General features: G+C 69.6%; 19 protein-coding genes and 2 pseudogenes. 9 read left to right on the top strand and 12 right to left on the bottom strand.

The genetic code is table 11. The features are described from left to right. Positions 1-15: 15 nt before the first annotated feature. The 3 genes from ACIPK3_RS22455 to ACIPK3_RS22465 form a co-directional block, all read right to left on the bottom strand. The gene (locus tag ACIPK3_RS22455) at positions 16-747 is read right to left on the bottom strand and encodes a hypothetical protein (protein ID WP_402572175.1); all 732 of its coding nucleotides are present in this window, start codon (positions 745-747) and stop codon (positions 16-18) included. Positions 748-973: 226 nt separating this feature from the next. After that, positions 974-1822, bottom strand: a complete 849-nt coding sequence (locus ACIPK3_RS22460) for a DAPG hydrolase family protein (RefSeq protein ID WP_402572176.1) — start codon at positions 1820-1822, stop codon at positions 974-976. Between the two features lie 44 nt (positions 1823-1866). Then, on the bottom strand, positions 1867-3201 hold the full coding sequence (locus ACIPK3_RS22465) for an FAD-binding oxidoreductase (RefSeq protein ID WP_402572178.1): 1335 nt from the start codon (positions 3199-3201) through the stop codon (positions 1867-1869). A gap of 100 nt (positions 3202-3301) precedes the next feature. On the opposite strand from ACIPK3_RS22465, the gene ACIPK3_RS22470 reads away from it, so the two are divergent. Next, on the top strand, positions 3302-4147 hold the full coding sequence (locus ACIPK3_RS22470) for an IclR family transcriptional regulator (protein ID WP_402572180.1): 846 nt from the start codon (positions 3302-3304) through the stop codon (positions 4145-4147). A gap of 54 nt (positions 4148-4201) precedes the next feature. Here the strand turns inward: ACIPK3_RS22470 and ACIPK3_RS22475 are convergent, their stop codons facing one another. The 3 genes from ACIPK3_RS22475 to ACIPK3_RS22485 all read right to left on the bottom strand — a co-directional run bounded on the left by ACIPK3_RS22475 (position 4202) and on the right by ACIPK3_RS22485 (position 6285). Beyond that, the gene (locus ACIPK3_RS22475) at positions 4202-4642 is read right to left on the bottom strand and encodes a VOC family protein (protein WP_402572181.1); all 441 of its coding nucleotides are present in this window, start codon (positions 4640-4642) and stop codon (positions 4202-4204) included. 81 nt (positions 4643-4723) lie between these two features. Next, positions 4724-5869, bottom strand: coding sequence for an RNA polymerase sigma factor (locus tag ACIPK3_RS22480; protein WP_402572322.1), 1146 nt, complete (start codon positions 5867-5869; stop codon positions 4724-4726). An 8-nt stretch (positions 5870-5877) separates the two neighbouring features. Then, entirely contained in the window at positions 5878-6285 is a 408-nt protein-coding gene (locus tag ACIPK3_RS22485; RefSeq protein WP_402572183.1) for a YciI family protein, read from the bottom strand. 213 nt (positions 6286-6498) lie between these two features. Between ACIPK3_RS22485 and ACIPK3_RS22490 the strand changes: the two genes are divergently transcribed. From ACIPK3_RS22490 to ACIPK3_RS22505, 4 genes are all read left to right on the top strand, one after another. Further along, the gene (locus ACIPK3_RS22490; RefSeq protein WP_402572185.1) at positions 6499-6921 is read left to right on the top strand and encodes a hypothetical protein; all 423 of its coding nucleotides are present in this window, start codon (positions 6499-6501) and stop codon (positions 6919-6921) included. Between the two features lie 386 nt (positions 6922-7307). Next, positions 7308-8294 (top strand): L,D-transpeptidase, encoded by a 987-nt coding sequence (locus tag ACIPK3_RS22495; RefSeq protein WP_402572186.1) that lies wholly within the window; start codon positions 7308-7310, stop codon positions 8292-8294. Between the two features lie 59 nt (positions 8295-8353). Beyond that, positions 8354-8860 carry a SigE family RNA polymerase sigma factor gene (locus ACIPK3_RS22500; protein WP_402572188.1) on the top strand — a complete coding sequence of 169 codons (507 nt, stop codon included), beginning with the start codon at positions 8354-8356 and terminating at the stop codon, positions 8858-8860. Further along, positions 8853-9587 (top strand): hypothetical protein, encoded by a 735-nt coding sequence (locus ACIPK3_RS22505; RefSeq protein WP_402572190.1) that lies wholly within the window; start codon positions 8853-8855, stop codon positions 9585-9587. Before ACIPK3_RS22500 ends, ACIPK3_RS22505 begins: the two co-directional genes overlap by 8 nt. Positions 9588-10047: 460 nt before the next feature. On the opposite strand, the gene ACIPK3_RS22510 is transcribed toward ACIPK3_RS22505, so the two are convergent. From ACIPK3_RS22510 to ACIPK3_RS22520, 3 genes and pseudogenes are all read right to left on the bottom strand, one after another. Continuing rightward, positions 10048-10374, bottom strand: a complete 327-nt coding sequence (locus ACIPK3_RS22510) for a helix-turn-helix domain-containing protein (protein ID WP_402572191.1) — start codon at positions 10372-10374, stop codon at positions 10048-10050. 34 nt (positions 10375-10408) lie between these two features. Continuing rightward, positions 10409-10660 (bottom strand): tyrosine-type recombinase/integrase, encoded by a 252-nt coding sequence (locus ACIPK3_RS22515; RefSeq protein ID WP_402572324.1) that lies wholly within the window; start codon positions 10658-10660, stop codon positions 10409-10411. Continuing rightward, a pseudogene (locus ACIPK3_RS22520) lies at positions 10660-11006 on the bottom strand (transposase); the annotation flags it as partial. The pseudogene ACIPK3_RS22520 and the gene ACIPK3_RS22515, both read right to left, overlap by 1 nt. A 174-nt stretch (positions 11007-11180) precedes the next feature. On the opposite strand from ACIPK3_RS22520, the gene ureA reads away from it, so the two are divergent. Genes ureA through ACIPK3_RS22540 form a run of 4 tightly spaced genes read left to right on the top strand, consistent with a single transcriptional unit; the run spans position 11181 to position 15279 of the window. Next, on the top strand, positions 11181-11885 hold the full coding sequence (ureA, locus tag ACIPK3_RS22525) for an urease subunit gamma (RefSeq protein ID WP_402572193.1): 705 nt from the start codon (positions 11181-11183) through the stop codon (positions 11883-11885). Further along, positions 11882-13564: an urease subunit alpha gene (locus ACIPK3_RS22530; protein ID WP_402572195.1), complete on the top strand. Its 1683-nt coding sequence runs from the start codon at positions 11882-11884 to the stop codon at positions 13562-13564. Before ureA ends, ACIPK3_RS22530 begins: the two co-directional genes overlap by 4 nt. A gap of 14 nt (positions 13565-13578) precedes the next feature. Then, positions 13579-14616 (top strand): agmatine/peptidylarginine deiminase, encoded by a 1038-nt coding sequence (locus tag ACIPK3_RS22535; RefSeq protein ID WP_402572325.1) that lies wholly within the window; start codon positions 13579-13581, stop codon positions 14614-14616. Between the two features lie 12 nt (positions 14617-14628). Continuing rightward, positions 14629-15279, top strand: a complete 651-nt coding sequence (locus ACIPK3_RS22540) for a TetR/AcrR family transcriptional regulator (protein ID WP_402572197.1) — start codon at positions 14629-14631, stop codon at positions 15277-15279. Positions 15280-15367: 88 nt separating this feature from the next. Here the strand turns inward: ACIPK3_RS22540 and ACIPK3_RS22545 are convergent. The 3 genes and pseudogenes from ACIPK3_RS22545 to ACIPK3_RS22555 form a co-directional block, all read right to left on the bottom strand. Further along, a pseudogene (locus tag ACIPK3_RS22545) lies at positions 15368-15818 on the bottom strand (histidine kinase); the annotation flags it as partial. Between the two features lie 2 nt (positions 15819-15820). Next, a complete protein-coding gene (locus ACIPK3_RS22550) occupies positions 15821-16504 on the bottom strand; it encodes a response regulator (RefSeq protein WP_402572198.1) in 684 nt (227 codons plus the stop codon). 124 nt (positions 16505-16628) lie between these two features. Next, positions 16629-17297 carry a potassium-transporting ATPase subunit C gene (locus ACIPK3_RS22555; RefSeq protein WP_402572200.1) on the bottom strand — a complete coding sequence of 223 codons (669 nt, stop codon included), beginning with the start codon at positions 17295-17297 and terminating at the stop codon, positions 16629-16631. Position 17298: the final 1 nt, after the last annotated feature.

Consider the following 17298-nt stretch of genomic DNA (forward strand, 5'->3'; position numbering starts at 1 on the left):
AATTGTCAGTGGTGCTCAGTCGCTCGTGATTTCCTCGCGCGATATGACGTCCTCGTCTCGCACGATGAGCAACTCTCGGTCGTGCTCGGTCAGCAGCTTCAGGAAGCCGGGTTCCGTCGCCATCACGAATCCGGTCAGCTCCTTGCCGTTGCGCAGTTCGACCCGCTCCATCGGAACCCACGGTGTACGCAGGGTCGCCGCTCCGAGCAGGATCGTGAGGACGGCCAGGGCCCACAGGTGACGGCTGATCCAGAGTGTGGTCCGCCGCACCCGTCCGCCCGCCCGTACGCCGTGCCCGATCGCGTAGACCAGTCCGCAGACGACGCCGATCAGCAACAGCAACCACCAGCTGTGGAAGGTCACGAGGTAAGCCACGACGACCACCAGCGCGATCAGCAACAGCAGGGAGCCGATCACGTCCGGGCGCTCAGGGGGCCGCCCCTCCGCCCGCGCGCGGTCGACGGCCTGCCGCGCCTTCTGCCTTTCCAGAGCCATCCGCAACAGCGCGACCGGCACCAGGACCGTGAGGAACAGTACTGAGGCCAGCGAGTCGGCCATGACGGTACCGAGGACGAGGACGACGGTGTCACCCACGTCGAGGGTGTGCAGCACGGCGAACGCCGTGTGCCAGTTGTAGCCGGACACCGCGAACAGCCGCAGGGCGACAAAGGTGAACCCGGCAGCGGTGATGGTGAGCCCAGTGAGCCCGGAACCCCGCCCGCCCGTTTCGGGCTTCTCGACTGACATGGTTCTGTTGGTGCCTTTCGCGCGCGTTGGACGATGCAGTATGACTGATACGTAATAAGTGCCGGGCTGCACACGGAAATCGTCGGGCGGAACACTGGTCAACCGCGACGGTGCCGCGTGCATGCATTGGCCACGTGGTCGTACTGCGTCTGCGCGCTTCGGCGGCATCACTGCCTGCGACAAAGGCGTGCCGGACTCGATGAGCGGCGTCAGGGCGAGCCGGCGATCAGTCGCCGAACTGCTCGTGGAGGGCGGGCAGGAAAGATGCCAGATGAGCCATCTCCTGGGCACAGTGGACCATGAGGTCGACGGCCTGCCGGGCGGTCATGGCCGCTGCTCGGCCGACGAGAGCTGGTACGGGGCGGCTCGTTGTCCGGCCGCGGCCGCGCAGGGCAGCATGGCGGCCCCCCACCCAGAAGCGAGAGCGCATCTCGGCACCGCCGGGGACGCGCCGGACATGGTGCAGCAGGTATCCGGCGTCCAGGGGGCGGTTCGACAGTCCAATCCTGGCGCAGATGGCGGTGGCCTGCTCAGGATCGGCCAAGCTCGCCTCGTCCAGGCCCAGTTCACTGGGCGGGATGAACCGAATGGCGGCCCGGGTGAACCGGGACCCGAGGTACTCGTCGACGAAGGACGTGCGTCCGACGTAGGCGCGCGGGCCCGGGTGGGCCCCGTCGTCGGCCCATTGCGCGAAGGCGTGGGCGCGGGGGTGCCACAGTTTGTACTTGCGGGTGTCGTCGCCGTGCCAGGAGAACCACCAGTCCCACATCGCCGGTGCGACTTGCGGCATGGGGGTCAGTACGGCGACGCGCATGGAGCCGTCGGGCAGCAGCGCATATCCGGTTTCGGTGGCTTCTCCTTCCTTGTCCAGCAGGCTGCCGGCGTCCTCGAGCGCGGTGAGCAGCGGTCCGGCCTGTGGGCCGGCGTTCACGGCGGCGACGACATGCGGAGCAAGTGGGGCCATGTCCGGGTCGAAGTAGGAAGCGAAGGGAGTGCCGGTGTCTTCGGTGCGGTAGCCGAGGTAAGGCGTGCCGTGGCGCTGGGGCTGGTGTCGCTGCCGGGCGTGCTGGGTCATCTGATCTCCTCGGAGGAAACCCCGCCCCGACGGGCGGGACGGCGTCAAATCCGGCCCATCCAGGTGTGAAAGCGGCCCTCGGGGTCGTAGGTGGCGCGGGCGCGGTCGAGTCGCTCCATGGCGGCATCGGTGGCGAAGCGGGCGGGGCGTCGGCCGAGGTTCTCGTCGGCGAGTTGAATACCGGTGGCGTGCGGGGCCATGGCGGTCATGTGCGAGCGTGCCCAGTCCGCGTGACGGCTGTCGTCGGCGGCGTCGTTCCAGACGGTATAGAGGGCGATGTAGGTGTTGTCCTCCATGGAGTAGGCCATGTCCTGGCGGCTGGGCGAGGGGCCCCAGTTGAGCCAGAGGCAGTGCGACGGGGGCGGGGGCAGGGTTTCTGCGATGCGGCGCAGGCCGGGCAGCAAGTCGTCGATGGACGCTGAGGTCCACATGTTGTCAGTGGCGTAGCGGTGGTGGTCCGGGTAGGTGTGGGTGACGGCCTCGTACCAGTCGGAGAGCTGGACGGGAGCGTAGGGGATGGCCATCAGGGCACGGTCGCGGACCGGGCAGGTGTCCAGCAGGCTCAGCGCCCGACGAGCCTCTTCCTCGGTGTCGGCGAAAACCGGCGAGGCGATCAGAATCGACGGCTGGTCGACGCCGAGGTCGGGAAATGCCGCAGACATGAGGATCTGCATTTCCACTCGACGGTCGACCTTCGGACCCACCTCGTGGGCCCACCGGTAGACGTCTTCCAGAAGGTCCATGGGATACAGGTAGAGGCTTGAACCGCAGATCGCGGGTTTGGGGTAAACCTTGACGTGGAAGCGGGTCACCACGCCGAAGAAACCGGGGCCCGCGCCGCGGGCCGCCCAGTACAGTTCACGGTTCTGCTGGTGGTCGGCGTAGAGCAGTTCCCCGTCGGCGGTCACCACGTCGATGCCGATGACGCTCTCACACGCGGGGCCCAGCACCCGGCCGTTCCAGCCGTATCCGCCCTGCAGCAGATATCCGCCCACGGCGACGCCCTTGCAGTGGCCGGCGGGAAAGAACAGACCTTGCTCGTCAAGGATCTCGCACATCTCATGGCCGTACCGGCCGGGGCCGACTGTCGCGGTCATGGTCGGCCGGTCGACTTCTACGGCGTTCAGACGCGACACGTCCAGGAGAAGCCCCCCGTCCCGTACATGATTGGCCGCCCAACTGTGGCCACCGGAACGGACGCCGACCCGCAGATCGTGAGCCTTCGCGTAGTCGACCGCCGAGCGGACGTCATCCTCCGTCGCGGCCTGCACGATCACGTCGGGGAAGCGGTCTGGAATCTTCGCGTTCCACACGGTGGCGCGTCGAGCTTCCTCATAACCGTCTGCCCCTCGCATGTACGTCTTGCCTGTGAGGGTCATCAGCGCCTCCTTCGCGGTCCACAATGCAGATCTCCAGATCTGCATTGTGGACTATAGGGCCGCCTGTGGGCCGGCCGCCACCCATTGAGCGCGTCCTGCGATGCCCGTGCAGTCGTCGGCGCCACCCGCATCCACCATCGGGCAGGAGATCCGCATCCCGGATCATTCGGGCTGCATGTTGGGATACAGTCTGGGCATGCCTCCCACCCCGCGCGACCCGGGCCGTTCCAGCATCCAGGTCCTTGGCCGGGCCGCTCGGATTCTCAAAACCGTCGGGGCTCACAACGGCACCATGCGGCTGGCAAGCCTCGATGACGCCGTCGGTCTGGCCAAGACGACCACACACCGCATCGTGACCGCGCTGGCCGAAGAGCAGTTGCTTCGTGTCGACATGGACGGGCGCATCTGGCTGGGGAGCGCTCTCGGCGCACTGGCGCGTGAGGCGACGGCCGGGTTGGTGGACGACTTGCGCCCGACTCTGGTGAGCCTGCAACAGACGATCGACGAGACCGTGGATCTGTCAGTGCTCGAAGGCGACGCCGTACGTTTCGTCGACCAGGTGCAGAGCAGCCAGGCTCTGAGAGTGGTTTCCGCCGTCGGCGCGGCCTTCCCCCTGCATTGCACGGCGAACGGTAAGGCCTTCCTCGCCACCCTGCCCGACGACCAGGTGGAACACCTGTTGAGCCGCCCGCTTCAGCGCTTCACTCCGGCCACCATCACCTCCAGGGAACAGCTGCTGGAGGAACTCGCGGCGATCCGGGCTACGGGTACGGCAATTGACCGCCAGGAACACAGCCCTGGCATCTCCGCCGTCGCGGCACTCGTGACACGTGACGGCGAACCATACGCTGCGATCTCCGTGCCGGTGCCCGCCGAACGCTTCGCCGCACAGCAGGACGCTCTCCTCCGGCACGTCCAAACCGCCTGTAAGAACGCGTCCACCTGAGCGGCCTGCCCGCGAGGACGCCGGGTCGGCGCCTTTCAGAGGGACTACTTCTTCTCAGCTCAGCTGCTCGGCCAGCGCGAGGATGATTCCGCTCGGCCCGCGGAGATAGCAGAGCAGGTAGCTGTCCTCGTAGCGCGTCAACTCGCCGACGAGTTCGGCGCCGTGCGGCCGGAGGCGGGCGAGGGTGTCCTCGATGTCGTCGACAGCGAACATGACGCGATGCAGGCCCAGCGTGTTCGCCGGGGTGATCTCCGGCCCGGGGGTGATCGCCTTCGGGGTGTGGTACTTCGCCAGTTCGAGCCGGCCCGGGGCGTCCGGGATCCGCATCATCGCGATCTCGCATCGCATGTCGTCGAGCCCTACGACCTTTTCCGCCCAGCTACCTTCGATCGGCATCCTGCCTTCCAGCTCCATGCCGAGCTCGGTGAAGAAGGCGACGGCGGCGTCGAGGTCGTCGACGACGATGCCGACGTTGTCCATGCGCTGAATCGTCATGGCCCCGAGGATAGGGGCCGCGACCGACACCGTCGGCCCAATCGGCCGTCTCGCCGTGCCACCGGCGCCGGTTTCGACCCGTCAGCGACACCGACGGGCGTTGAGCCGGGCGGCCTGGCGCGTCAGGTGGTCGCGCTCGGCGAGGTTGGGTGCCTTGCGGGCCGCCTCGGCATACAGAAGTGCCGCCGTCGCCAGGTCTCCGTCGCGCTCATGGAGGTACGCCGCCACCGCGGCATAACGGGGCAGTGAGTCGTCCAGCGCCGCGAGCGCCGCCAGACCGGCGCGCGGTCCGTCGGCCTCGCCGACGGCCACAGCGCGGTTGAGCCTGACGACCGGGCTGTCGGTCGAGCGTGCGAGTTCGTCGTACCACTCGACGATCTGCACCCAGTCGGTCTCCTCGGCGGTGGGTGCGTCAGCGTGAAGTGCTGCGATGGCGGCCTGGGCCTGGAACTCACCCAGCCGGTCGCGGGCGAGAGCCGCCTGCAGGATCTCGACACCCTCGGCGATCGACTCGGTGTCCCACAGGCCGCGGTCCTGCTCGGCGAGCGGCACCAGACTGCCGTCGAGCGCGGTACGGGCGGCGCGCCGGGCGTGGTGGAGCAGCATGAGGGCCAGCAGCCCCGCCACCTCGGGGTGGTCGATCGCGGCCGCGAGCTGCCGGGTGAGCCGGATGGCCTCGGCGGCGAGGTCGACGTCGCCGGAGTAGCCCTCGTTGAAGACGAGGTAGAGGACGCGCAGCACGGTGGCGACCTCGCCTGGCTGGTCGAAGCGCACGCCGGAGACGGTGCGCTTGGCCCGGCTGATGCGCTGCGCCATGGTCGACTCGGGCACCAAATAGGCCTGCGCGATCTGCCGGGTGGTGAGCCCGCCGACGGCACGCAGCGTGAGTGCGACCGCGGACGACGGCGTCAGCGACGGGTGCGCGCACAGGAAGTAGAGCTGGAGCGTGTCGTCCACCGCGGGCGTCGGCCCGGGCGCCGGCTCCTCCTCGGCGCGGTCCTCACGCCGGCGGCGGGCGGTGTCCGCCCGGGTCGCGTCGAGGAACTTGCGCCAGGCCACGGTGACCAGCCAGCCCTTCGGGTCCCGCGGCTGGTCGGCCGGCCAGACGCGGACCGCCTCGACCAGCGCGTCCTGCACGGCGTCCTCGGCCGCCGCGAAGTCGGCTCCGCGGCGGACGAGGATCCCGAGCACGCTCGGCGTGAGGCTCCTCAGCAGAGCCTCGTTCATCGATGAGGTCATTCCGTGATGGTGGGCGGCGCGGCCAGGAACGGGCGCACCTCCAGCCACTCGTGGATCGGCTTGCCGCCTGCCCCGGGGGCGGCCGACAGTTCCCCGGCCAGCTCGACGGCGCGCCCGTAACCGTCGACGTCGATGATCATCCAGCCGGCGATGAGGTCCTTGGTCTCCGCGAACGGTCCGTCGGTGACCGGCGGGCGCCCCTCACCGTCGTAGCGGATCCACGCTCCCTCCGGGGCCAGCGCCTGACCGTCGACGAACTCGCCCGTCTTCTCCAGCCGGGCCGCGAAGTCATTCATGTACTGCACGTGTGCCGAGATCTCCTCCGGGGTCCACTGGTCCATCGGCACGTCGTTGACCGGAGCCGGGGCGCCGCGGTAGTGCTTCAGCAGCAGGTACTTGGCCATCGTGGTTCTCCTCGGTGCTCGTGCGACCCATTGTGGTCGCGTTCACCCCGGGGACGGAGCCGGACGCGGGTTCTCGACATCGCCGCCGGAATTTTTGCGGACTCCCGTGGAGAGTGCGGCTACTTCCTGCCGACGACGACACCGGCCGCCACTCCCCCGGGCTCGTGAAAGTGACCTCGTTTCACCAGGAGTCGAAGGGACAGAAGGAGGACTATGACTACCGAAGACAAGAACACTCCGGGCAGCAAGGCCACGAAGAACGCGACCACGGCAGCCAAGAAGTCCGCGACTTCTCGTACCTCGGCCGCACGCACGTCGGCTCAGAGCACGAAGGAAGCACAGGCGGCCAAGAAGTCGGCGGTCGCCAGTGCCCAGTCCGCCGGCCAGGCCACGCAGCGCATGAGCCGCGCGGCAGCTGCCGGCCTCCACAACGGTCAGCAGGCGGTGGCCGCCAACACGGCCAAGGCCGTGGCGGTGGCCGGCACGGCGTGGACAGTCATCAAGCACCGCAAGGCCGTTGCGGCTGGTGCCGCGGCGGGTGTGATGGGCGTGGCCGGTGCCGCCTTCGCCATCGGCCGTTCGACGGCCAAGCCGCAGATGGGGCCGCTGACGCGCCTGGGGCGAGGCCGCATCTGACGAGGGTACCGGCGTCGAACAGCCAGGTTCCGCCGCAACCGCCCCCACTGTGCCTGCCGCCCGCCCGCGCCGTCGTCAGGTTCGTCGAGCGGGACGTTGCCCTCCTTGTCCCAACGTCCCAACGTTCCAACCCCGCGACCCCGCGCCGCCCGACGACCCTCCAGGTCGACGGGTCACTGACGGGGCGTCGCCGAAGGCCAGCACCCCCGCTGTGAGGAACGGCCCGGCCGGTGCCTGTACTGGGACCGGCCGGGAACCGTGGCCCTCCCGGGAACCGGGGCCCTCTCGGACAGCGAAGTCTCGACAGAATTTCCGATCCGGATGCAACCCGGCTCCGCACCCGTGCGTATATGAGGCGATAACCACACCTCACCTGGGGGAACCTCATGTACGCGAACCGTTCGGCCGGTCGGACCGCTGGTCGTCTCGGCGCCGCTGTAGCGGTCGGTGTCACTCTGCTGTCGGCCGTCGGCTGCTCGACGGACGCGGGTACCGGCGCCCGGGACGCCACCGCTCCGGACGCCCGGGCCTCCGCCGCGGTGCCCGCCAAGGCCGCGGCCAAGGCATCCACGAGCCCGGCTCCGTCCATGCCGGAGCCCGCCGTGCTCGCCAAGGCGCACGTACACATCACGGAGGGGCAGACGGTCGGGGTGGGCATGCCGATATCCGTCACCTTCGACAAGCCGGTCCCCGAGTCCGAGCGCAAGGCCGTGGAGAGCCGGCTGCGTGTGCGGACCTCGTCCGGCACGACCGGCGCCTGGAGCTGGGTGAAGGACCAGAACCTCTATGACGGGCAGCGAGTCGACTTCCGTCCCGAAAGCACCTACTGGCAGCCCAACACCACGATCACCCTCCACGTCGGCTCGCACCGCGTAAGGCACTTCGACATCGGCCGGTCGCTGGTCGCCACGGTCGACGCGAAGCGGCACCGGATGACCGTCGACACCGGCGGGAGGACACAGACGATCCCGGTCACCACCGGTGGGCCGAAGACACCCACCTGGAACGGGACGATGGTCGTCATGGACAAGGCTCCCGTGGTGCACATGGACTCCCGCACCGTGGGCCTGGGCACGCAGTACGAAGGCGACTACAACTGGGCCGTCCATGTGACGGCGTCGGGAACGTACGTGCACGAGAACAGCCACGCCGACACGGCGGCCGGACACGAGAACGTCACCCACGGCTGCGTCGGCCTCGCCACTGACGGCACCGCGAAGAACTTCTACAAGCAGGTCATCGTCGGCGACGTCATCAAAGTCACCGGGGCGAAGAAGGCCGTCGTCGACCCCGGCAACGGCTTCGGCGACTGGAACCTGACCTGGGCGAAGTGGCTCGAGAACAGCCGCGCCGGAAAGACCACGACCGCCTAGCCTCCACGGCACCGGCACAGCACCACGCGCCCAGCGCTGTGAGAAGAGAGCACAACAAGGTGACCGAAGGCGAATTCGACCTCTTCTACACGGCTGCCTACCCACGTCTGGTCGGCCGGCTGTACACCCTGACGGGCGACCACGCCGAAGCCCAGGACGTCGTCCAGGAGGCGTTCGTTCGCGCCTGGGACCGGCGTTCGTCCGTCCTGACCGGCGAACGCGATCCGGAGGTGTGGATCCGCCTGGTGGCATACCGGCTGGCGATGAGCCGCTGGCGGCGGGCGCGCCACTGGTGGGAACTGCTCCGGGGCGCGCACGCGCCCCGGCCGGTGCCCGAACCGAGCCCGGACCATGTGGCGCTGGTCGCCGCTCTGCGACGTCTGCCCGAAGCCCAGCGGACCGCGATCGTGCTGCATCACCTGTGCGATCTGAGCGTCGAGCAGATAGCCGCCGAGACCGGCGCTGCCGTCGGCACCGTCAAGGCCCGCCTGTCACGCGGCCGCACCGCACTCGCCGCGCACCTGGTGAGCGACAAACCCCACCCGACGGAGAAATCCTGTGTCTGACCGACAGCCGACGCACCCGCTGACCGGAGCGGAGCTGTCCGCCCGGCTCCACGGCCTGGCCGCGCACCACGCGGCCCTCGCCCCGACCACGGGAGCACAGGTGAGGAACCGGGCGGTACGCCGCCGCCGCACCCGACACGCCGCGCTCGCCGTCACCACACTGGCGGCGGCCCTCATCGCCGTCACCACCGGTGCCCTCGACGCTCTCGGCGCTCTCGGCTCCTCGGCCGGTCCCACCGCGCCCCCCGCAGCGTCTGCGTCACACAACCCCACACCCGACCCGTCCTCCATGCCCGTCCAGCAGGTGACGGTCGATCTGAACTCCGAGTCACTGAGCGTCGGAGGCAGGAGATACGCCATCGCGGGGCCGAAGGACACCTGCCCGATCGGCGAGACATCGGTCACGGTCACCGCCAAGTACCCCACCCTGACCATGCCTTCCACGGCAGGCGGCAAGGGCGGGGCTGCGGACGTCAGACGGTGGGCGGTCACCTTCACCGACCGCAGTCACCACGAGCGGCTGCTGCGGTGGGTGACGGACGACGAGTCGTTCGCCCTCGGCTACCACACCAACCCCGGCGCCATCGGCCTCGGACCCGGAAACGGTAAGGAGGCCTACGACGCCATACGGCCCGGCGCACGCGTGAAGATCAAGGGCTGGCAGGCCCCCGACGCCCAACCGGACTCCGCCTGCCCCGACCGCCGACCGATCACCAGCGACCGCTGACGACAGACCGCCGACGGACACACCACGACGGCAGGCATCGCTCAGGTTGTGCCAGAGGTGCCACCGGTCCGCAACCCTGCGGGCGGCCCTCGCCGGGAGGCCGGCGGGCGGCAGTTCGGCGCCTCCGCCGGACGACCTGCGAAGCGCCGGCGTAGGCGCCCGTCGCCCAGCTCCGCCGCTGCCTGCGAACCCTTGTCCCGGCCACCCCGAACCCCGAGCCGATGTTCGCCTTCTGGGTGTTCCTGGGAACGCCGAAGAGGTCGCTGATGACGATCGGCGGTAGTTTCCCGGCCATGCCGAATAGGGCGGTGTTACGGGCCGCGATGGTGGGCAGGCCGTGTCTCATGAGTTGTCCGGACAGCGCCTCTGGGCTGCGTGGACGACTGGCAGGAAGGCCAGGGAACAGGGGTTTGGGATCTTCGCTGGAGGCAAGCGGCCCGAGGGCTGAGCCGTCGAGTGTTCACGAATGCGCGGGACGACGGATGACGGTCCGCCGCGGAGTACTCGACGCGGGGCTGGTCTCACCGCCGGCGGTCTTGCGGGCCCGGACGCTGACCACCTCGGGCTTGAGCAGGTCGTTCGGGGTGCAGTCCTGGATGTCGCAGGGCGCGACGAGAGTGTCCATGCTCATCCGCTGCGGGGCCCGGGTCACCAGCCGGTAGGCATGCTCGCGGGAGAGCTTGATGCCGCGTTCGGCGAGCAGCGGCACCGGATCGGAGGTCTGGAACATCTGACGCTCGGCCATCAGCTGCCGCAGCTGCCACTGGTAGCCCGTCTTCTGGATCACGGTGTCACCTCCCAGTAGTCGCCCAGTCGGTTCTTCAGGGGATCTCCAGCATGGTGTTGCGGTACTCGTTGGGGATCCCCATGTAGATCGCTGTGGTGGATGCATGGGAATGGCCGACATTTTCCTGTACGAACCGGGCCGGATAGCCGAACTCGGTCGCGTGTGTGATCCAGCCGTGTCTCAGGCAGTGCAGGTCGAGGTCCTCGTCGAGACCGGCAACGGCGGGTCGCGACGAATCCTCGCTGATCGACCGCGGGGACAGCCGGCCGACCCGCTCGGCGACCAGCGGCGCCGGGGCCGGCCGCGCTTGCCCCGAACCGGTGGGACGGCCTGGAGCAGTGGGATCAGCTGGGTGACGTCGTTGCGATTGCCGCCGGTCACAGTAGCGGCGAGTGGGATGTCGGTCGCGTCGATGATCAGGTGGTGTTCGCTGCCCGCCCTGCCCCGGTCAACAGGGCTTCGTACCGTCTTGGGGTCCCCTTTAACGCGCGGATGCGGGAGCCGTCGACCGCCGCGCGCGAGAAGGCCAGGGCATTCGCGCCGCGGAGCCAGGCGAGGAGGACCTCGTGCAGCCGGGGCCATACCCCCGCCTCGGCCCATTCGGCCAGGCGACGCCAGCACGTCATGCCGTTCCCAAGGGCCGCAGGGCCGGGGGACGGCCGCGTCAGAGGCCGACCGTGTTGGGAACCGGTAGGAGTTTGATCGGCACTCAATGTGAGATTGCCCATGGGTCGTCACGGTGGGCGGTCTGCGGGCATCGCAGTTAGAGTGGCGCTCTAAATCATGGGAAGGCGGAGGTGTCGGACGTGCGGCTGACTCCCACGGAACGTGACCGGCTACTGCTCTTCGGAGCTGCCGAGCTGGCCCGGGCACGCAGGGCCCGGGGTCTCCGGCTGAACGTGCCGGAGGCGACCGCGCTCATCGCCGACGCCGTGTGTGAGGCCGCCCGTGACGGACGGCGCCTCGCTGAGGCCGTCGAGGCGGCGCGGTCCGTGCTCGGGCCTCACGACGTGCTTCCGGGCGTCGCGGACATCGTGACCGAGGTGCACGTCGAGGCCGTCTTCGACGACGGGTCGCGACTCGCGGTGGTGACCGACCCCATCGGGGGCCATCTGGGGGATCAAGGTCCCGGTGCGCTGCTGCCGGGGCCCGAGCACGCGCAGCTCGAGGCGGCCGTACGCCTCATGGTCACCAACACCGCGACCGTCCCGGTCTCCGTCACCTCCCATTTCCACTTCTTCGAGGCCAACCCGCGGCTCGACTTCGACCGGGCGGGGGCGTACGGGATGCGACTCGCCGTGCCCGCCGGGGCGTCCGTGCGCTTCGGGCCGGGAGAGAGCGTCGAGGTCGGACTGTTGCCGATCGGGGGCGAGCGGATCGCCATCGGGTTCGCCGGGCTGGTGGACGGCCCGCTGGACGCGCCCGGCGCGAGGGAGGAGGCCCTGCGCAGGGCAGCCGCCTGCGGATATCTGGGGGCCGGGACTCGGACCGGAGAAGAGGGCGAACGATGAACCCGTACGAGTACGCCGCCACCCACGGGCCCCGGGCCGGTGACCGCGTCCGCCTCGGCGACTCGGGGCTGACGATCCGTGTCGAGTCGGACGCCCAGCAATACGGGGACGAGTTCCTCGCCGGCTTCGGCAAGACCGCCCGCGACGGGTTGCATCTCAAGGCCGCGGCCGTCCGGGAGACCTGTGACGTCGTCATCAGCAACGTGGTCGTGATCGACGCGGTGCAGGGCATCCGGAAGGTGTCGGTCGGGATCAGGGAGGGGCGGATCGCGGCGATCGGGCGGGCCGGGAACCCGGACACCCTCGACGGTGTCGACGTCGTCGTCGGTACGGGTACGTCCATCGTGTCCGGTGAAGGGCTGATCGCCACCGCCGGTGCCGTCGACACACATGTCCATCTGCTGTCGCCGCGCATCATGGAGGCCTCGCTCGCCTCCGGCGTGACGACCATCATCGGTCAGGAGTTCGGGCCGGTGTGGGGCGTCGGCGTCAACTCGCCCTGGGCGCTGCGGCACGCCTTCAACGCCTTCGACGCCTGGCCGGTCAACATCGGCTTCCTGGCACGGGGTTCGTCGTCCCACGACGCACCCCTGACCGAGGCTCTCGCCGAAGGCGGCGCGTCGGGCTTCAAGGTGCACGAGGACATGGGCGCCCACACCCGCGCCCTTGACACGGCGTTGCGGGTCGCCGAGGAACACGACGTCCAAGTCGCCCTGCACAGTGACGGGTTGAACGAGTGCCTGTCCGTCGAGGACACCCTGCGCGTACTCGAAGGGCGCACCATCCACGCCTTCCACATCGAGGGTTGCGGCGGCGGGCACGTGCCGAACGTGCTGAAGATGGCAGGTGTGGCAAACGTCATCGGCTCCTCCACCAACCCCACCCTGCCGTTCGGGCGGGACGCGGTCGCCGAGCACTACGGGATGATCGTCTCCGTACACGACCTCAAGACCGACCTGCCCGGTGACGCGGCCATGGCCCGCGACCGGATCCGGGCCGGGACGATGGGTGCCGAGGACGTGCTGCACGACCTGGGTGCGATCGGCATCACCTCGTCGGACGCGCAGGGCATGGGGCGCGCGGGCGAGACCGTACGCCGGACCTTCGCGATGGCCGGGAAGATGAAGGCGGAGCTGGGCCCCCTGGTGGGAGCCGAGACCGACGACGACAACGCGCGCGTCCTGCGCTACATGGCCAAGCTGACCATCAACCCCGCCATCGCCCACGGTCTCGCCCACGAGGTGGGTTCCATCGAGGTGGGCAAGCTCGCCGACATCGTGCTGTGGCGGCCCGAGTTCTTCGGCGCGAAGCCGCAGCTCGTACTGAAGTCCGGCTTCCCGGCGTACGGCGTGGTGGGTGACCCGGGTGCCGCCACGGACACCTGTGAACCCCTCGTCCTGGGACCGCAGTTCGGGGCACACGGCGCGACGCCCGCGGACCTATCCGTGGCCTTCGTGGCGCAGGCCGCGCTCGACCAGGGCAGCGATGCCATGCCAACGCGGCGCCGCCGGGTGGCCGTTCGTGGCACGCGTGGCATCGGCCCCGCCGATCTGCGTCTCAACTCCCGCACCGGTGCCGTCGATGTCGATCCGCACACCGGCCTCGTCACCCTCGACGGCGAACCGCTGCGCTCCGAGCCCGCCGAGTCCGTGTCCCTCAACCGTCTGTACTTCCTCTAAGGACTCCCATGGACATGTCCGCTGCCGCCGACGGCTTCCGCATGCCTGCCGAGTGGACCCCGCACGAGCGCACCTGGATGGCGTGGCCGGGCCCGAACCCCACCTTCGACAACCCCGGGGACCTCGCCGACGCCCGCCTGGCGTGGGCGGAGGTCGCCCGGACGATCCGCCGCTTCGAGCCGGTCACCGTCGTGTGCGGACCGGGCCAGGCCGCCCGGGCCCAGGCGCTGCTGGGTCCCGGCATAGACACCGTCGAGCGTGCACTCGACGACGCCTGGATGCGTGACATCGGCCCCACTTTCCTCACTGGCGGCAAGGGCGAACTGGCCGCTGTGGACTGGACGTTCAACGGCTGGGGGGCCCAGGAGTGGGCCCGCTGGGAGCACGACGCCAAGATCGCGGCATTCGTGTCGGACCTGGCAGGGGCCCGGACGTACGCCTCGAAGCTGGTCAACGAGGGCGGCGCGATCCACGTCGACGGCGAGGGCACGGTCCTGCTCACGGAGACCGTGCAGTTGGGACCGGAGCGCAACCCCGGTTGGACCCGCGAGCAGGTCGAGGCCGAGATCCATAGTCTGCTCGGCACCCGCAAGGCGATCTGGCTGCCACGCGGACTGACCGGCGACTACCCCCCGCACGGTTTCGGGACGCTCGGCCATGTCGACATCGTCGCGGCCTTCGCCCGGCCCGGAGTCGTCGTCGCGCACTCCCAGCCGGATCCGGCGCACCCCGACCACGAGGTGTCGAAGGAGATCATCGGGCTGCTGACGGCGGAGACCGACGCGCGGGGCCGCCGCCTGGAGGTCGTCGAGGTTCCCGCCCCGACGGCCCTGGAGGCCGACGGCCACTGGGCCGACTACTCCTACATCAACCACTACCTCTGCAACGGCGGGGTCGTGCTCTGCGGCTTCGACGACCCGCGTGACGAAGTCGCGGCCGGGATCTTCCGCAGGCTGTTCCCCGAGCGCACGGTCACACTCGTCGACGCCCGCGCGATCTTCGCGGGCGGCGGAGGCATCCACTGCATCACGCAGCAGCAGCCGAAGGTCTGAGGGGCGCGCCGCATGACCGCCCAACGGCGCAACACCGCACCGCCCCGTGAGGAGGTCCTCGCCACGGCCATGGAAATGATCGCCGAGCGCGGTCTGGAGAAGCTCACCATGGCCGCACTCGGTCTCGAGGTCGGCATGAGCAGCGGCCACCTCCTCTACTACTTCCGCTCCAAGGACGAGTTGCTGCTGCGCGCCCTGGAGTGGAGCGAGGGGCGGCTCGGTGCCGAGCGTGGGCGGCTGCTCGTGCGGGCGGCCCCGGCACGCGAACGGCTCGACGCGTACGTCGACCTGTACGTCCCCGACGGCCACGGCGACCCGCACTGGACCCTATGGCTGGAGGTCTGGAACCGCTCGAAGAGCGCTGCCGCGGACGCGGACGCCCGCGAGCGCCAGGCCGCCATCGAGGGCGCCTGGCACCGCGACCTCGTCGCGCTGCTCGCCGAGGGCATCTCGTGCGGCGAGTTCCGCCCCGTCGACCCCGACCGCTTCGCGACTCGGCTGCGCGCTCTCCTCGACGGCTTCTCCATCCACGTGGCCATCGGCCTGCGCGGCACGGACCGCGACCAAGTCCTTGAGTACGTAAGAGAGTTTCTGGACGAGTCGCTTCCGGCAGCCGCGGGCTGCTCTGCGCCTTCGGGGTCTCGCCCTGAACCGGTCGACTGATCGGGGCGAGGTCTGTGGCCAGGCCGTGTCCGCTCCGGTCGGCGCGGTCATCGGCGCCCTCGCCCATGACCTGTTCAGCCCCGTCCGCCTCGTCCGGGACGGTCTCCTGCTGCCGTACACCCGTGATCGACTCAACTGTGTCGCCCAGCGACTCCAGGTGCTGGATGTTCACCGTCGAGATCACGTCGATCCCGGCGGCCGGCAGTTCCTCCACGTCCTGCCAGCGCCTGGTGTTGCGGGAGCCGGGGATGTTGGTGTGGGCCAGCTCGTCGACCAGGGCCGCCTGTGGTCGCCGGGCGAGTGCCCGCGTCCACGTCCATCTCGGTGAACGTGGCGCCGCGGTACTCCAGCTCCTTGCGGGGGGTCTGCTCCAGGCCGTGCAGCATCACCTCGGTGCGCGGCCGGTGGTGGTGCTCGACGAAGGCGACCACGCTGTCCGTGCCGCGCTCGACTCGGCGGTGTGCCTCGCAGAGCATGGGGTAGGTCTTGCCGACGCCCGGTGCCGCGCCGAGGTATATCCGGAGCTTGCCGCGTGCCATGTTCACCCTTCGAAGCGGTAGCCCATGCCGGGCTCGGTGATGAGGTAGCGGGGGTGGGCGGGGTCCGCCTCGAGTTTGCGGCGCAGCTGGGCCATGTAGACGCGCAGGTAGTTGGTCTTGCTGCTCTGCGAGACCCCCCAGACCTCTTGGAGCAGCTGCTTCTGCGTGATGAGCCGACCGGGGTTGGTGACCAGGATCTCCAGCAGGTGCCATTCGGTCGGGGTGAGACGGATGTCGCGGCCCGCGCGGGTGGCCTTCTTGGCGCGCAGGTCGACGGTGAAGTGGTCGGTGGTGACAAGCGTCGTCTCGGGGGCGAGCGGCAGGTCCTCGGTACGGCGGACGGCGGCGCGCAGCCGGGCCACGAGCTCGTCCATGCTGAACGGTTTGGTGATGTAGTCGTCGGCGCCGGCGTCGAGCGCGGCGACCTTCTCGTCGGAGGCGCGGCGCGCCGACAGCACCAGGATCGGTACGCGGGTCCAGCCGCGCAGCGCCTTGATGACGTCGGTGCCGTCCATGTCGGGCAGGCCCAGGTCGAGGAGGACCACGTCGGGGTGGCGGGCGGCGGCCAGCCGGAGCGCGGTGGTTCCGTCGGGCGCCGGGTCCACCCCGTACCGGCGTGCCTGGAGGTTGATCACGAGGGCCCGGACGAGCTGGGGATCGTCCTCCACCACCAGTACCCGGGTCATCGGGGTACGCCCTTCCTGATTGTATGGAGGGCCGGACCGTGCGGAACCGGCCTCATGGCGGCGGGAGTCGACGCCTCGGGATGTCCCCCGGTCCGCCGACTCCCGCCTGGTGCGCATAAAGCCATCAGCTCTTCGCCACGAGTTCCTTGAGCGCGATGTTGAGCTCGAGGACGTTCACCCGGGGTTCGCCGATGAAGCCCAGGGTGCGGCCGTCGGTGTGCTCGTCGACCAGCTTCTGCACCTTGGCGACCGGGAGCCCGTTCTTCTCCGCGACCCGGTGGACCTGGATGTCCGCGTAGTCGGGCGAGATGTCCGGGTCCAGGCCCGAGCCGGAGGACGTCACCGCGTCGGCGGGCACGTCGGAGGGTTTGACGGTGTAGCCGCCGACCGAGTTGTCCTTCACGACGGCGGCCTTGGCGGCGGTCACCCAGTCGATCAGGTCCTTGTTGTCACCGGAGCGGTTCGTCGCGCCGGACAGGATCAGCGAGTACTGGGTGTTGACGCTGTTGGTGCCCAGTCCGTTCTGCGGGCGGCCCTGGAACCACTTCAGGTCGGGCTCGGGGGTCTCCTGGCCCTTCTTCAGCGGCAGGTTGTACGACTGCCCGATCAGGGACGAACCGACGACCTTGCCGTCCGCCTTGGTCTCCGAGCCGTTCGCCTTGTCGTTGAAGAGCGCCTGCGCCACGCCGGTGACGGCCAGCGGGTAGATCACCCCCGTCACCACCGTCAGCACGAGGAGCGCGCGCAGACCGGCCCACAGCAACCGGGCGGTGTTCGATACCGAGTTGTTCATG

Source organism: Streptomyces sp. NPDC086787, assembly GCF_044745865.1.
Taxonomy (GTDB): Bacteria; Actinomycetota; Actinomycetes; order Streptomycetales; family Streptomycetaceae; genus Streptomyces.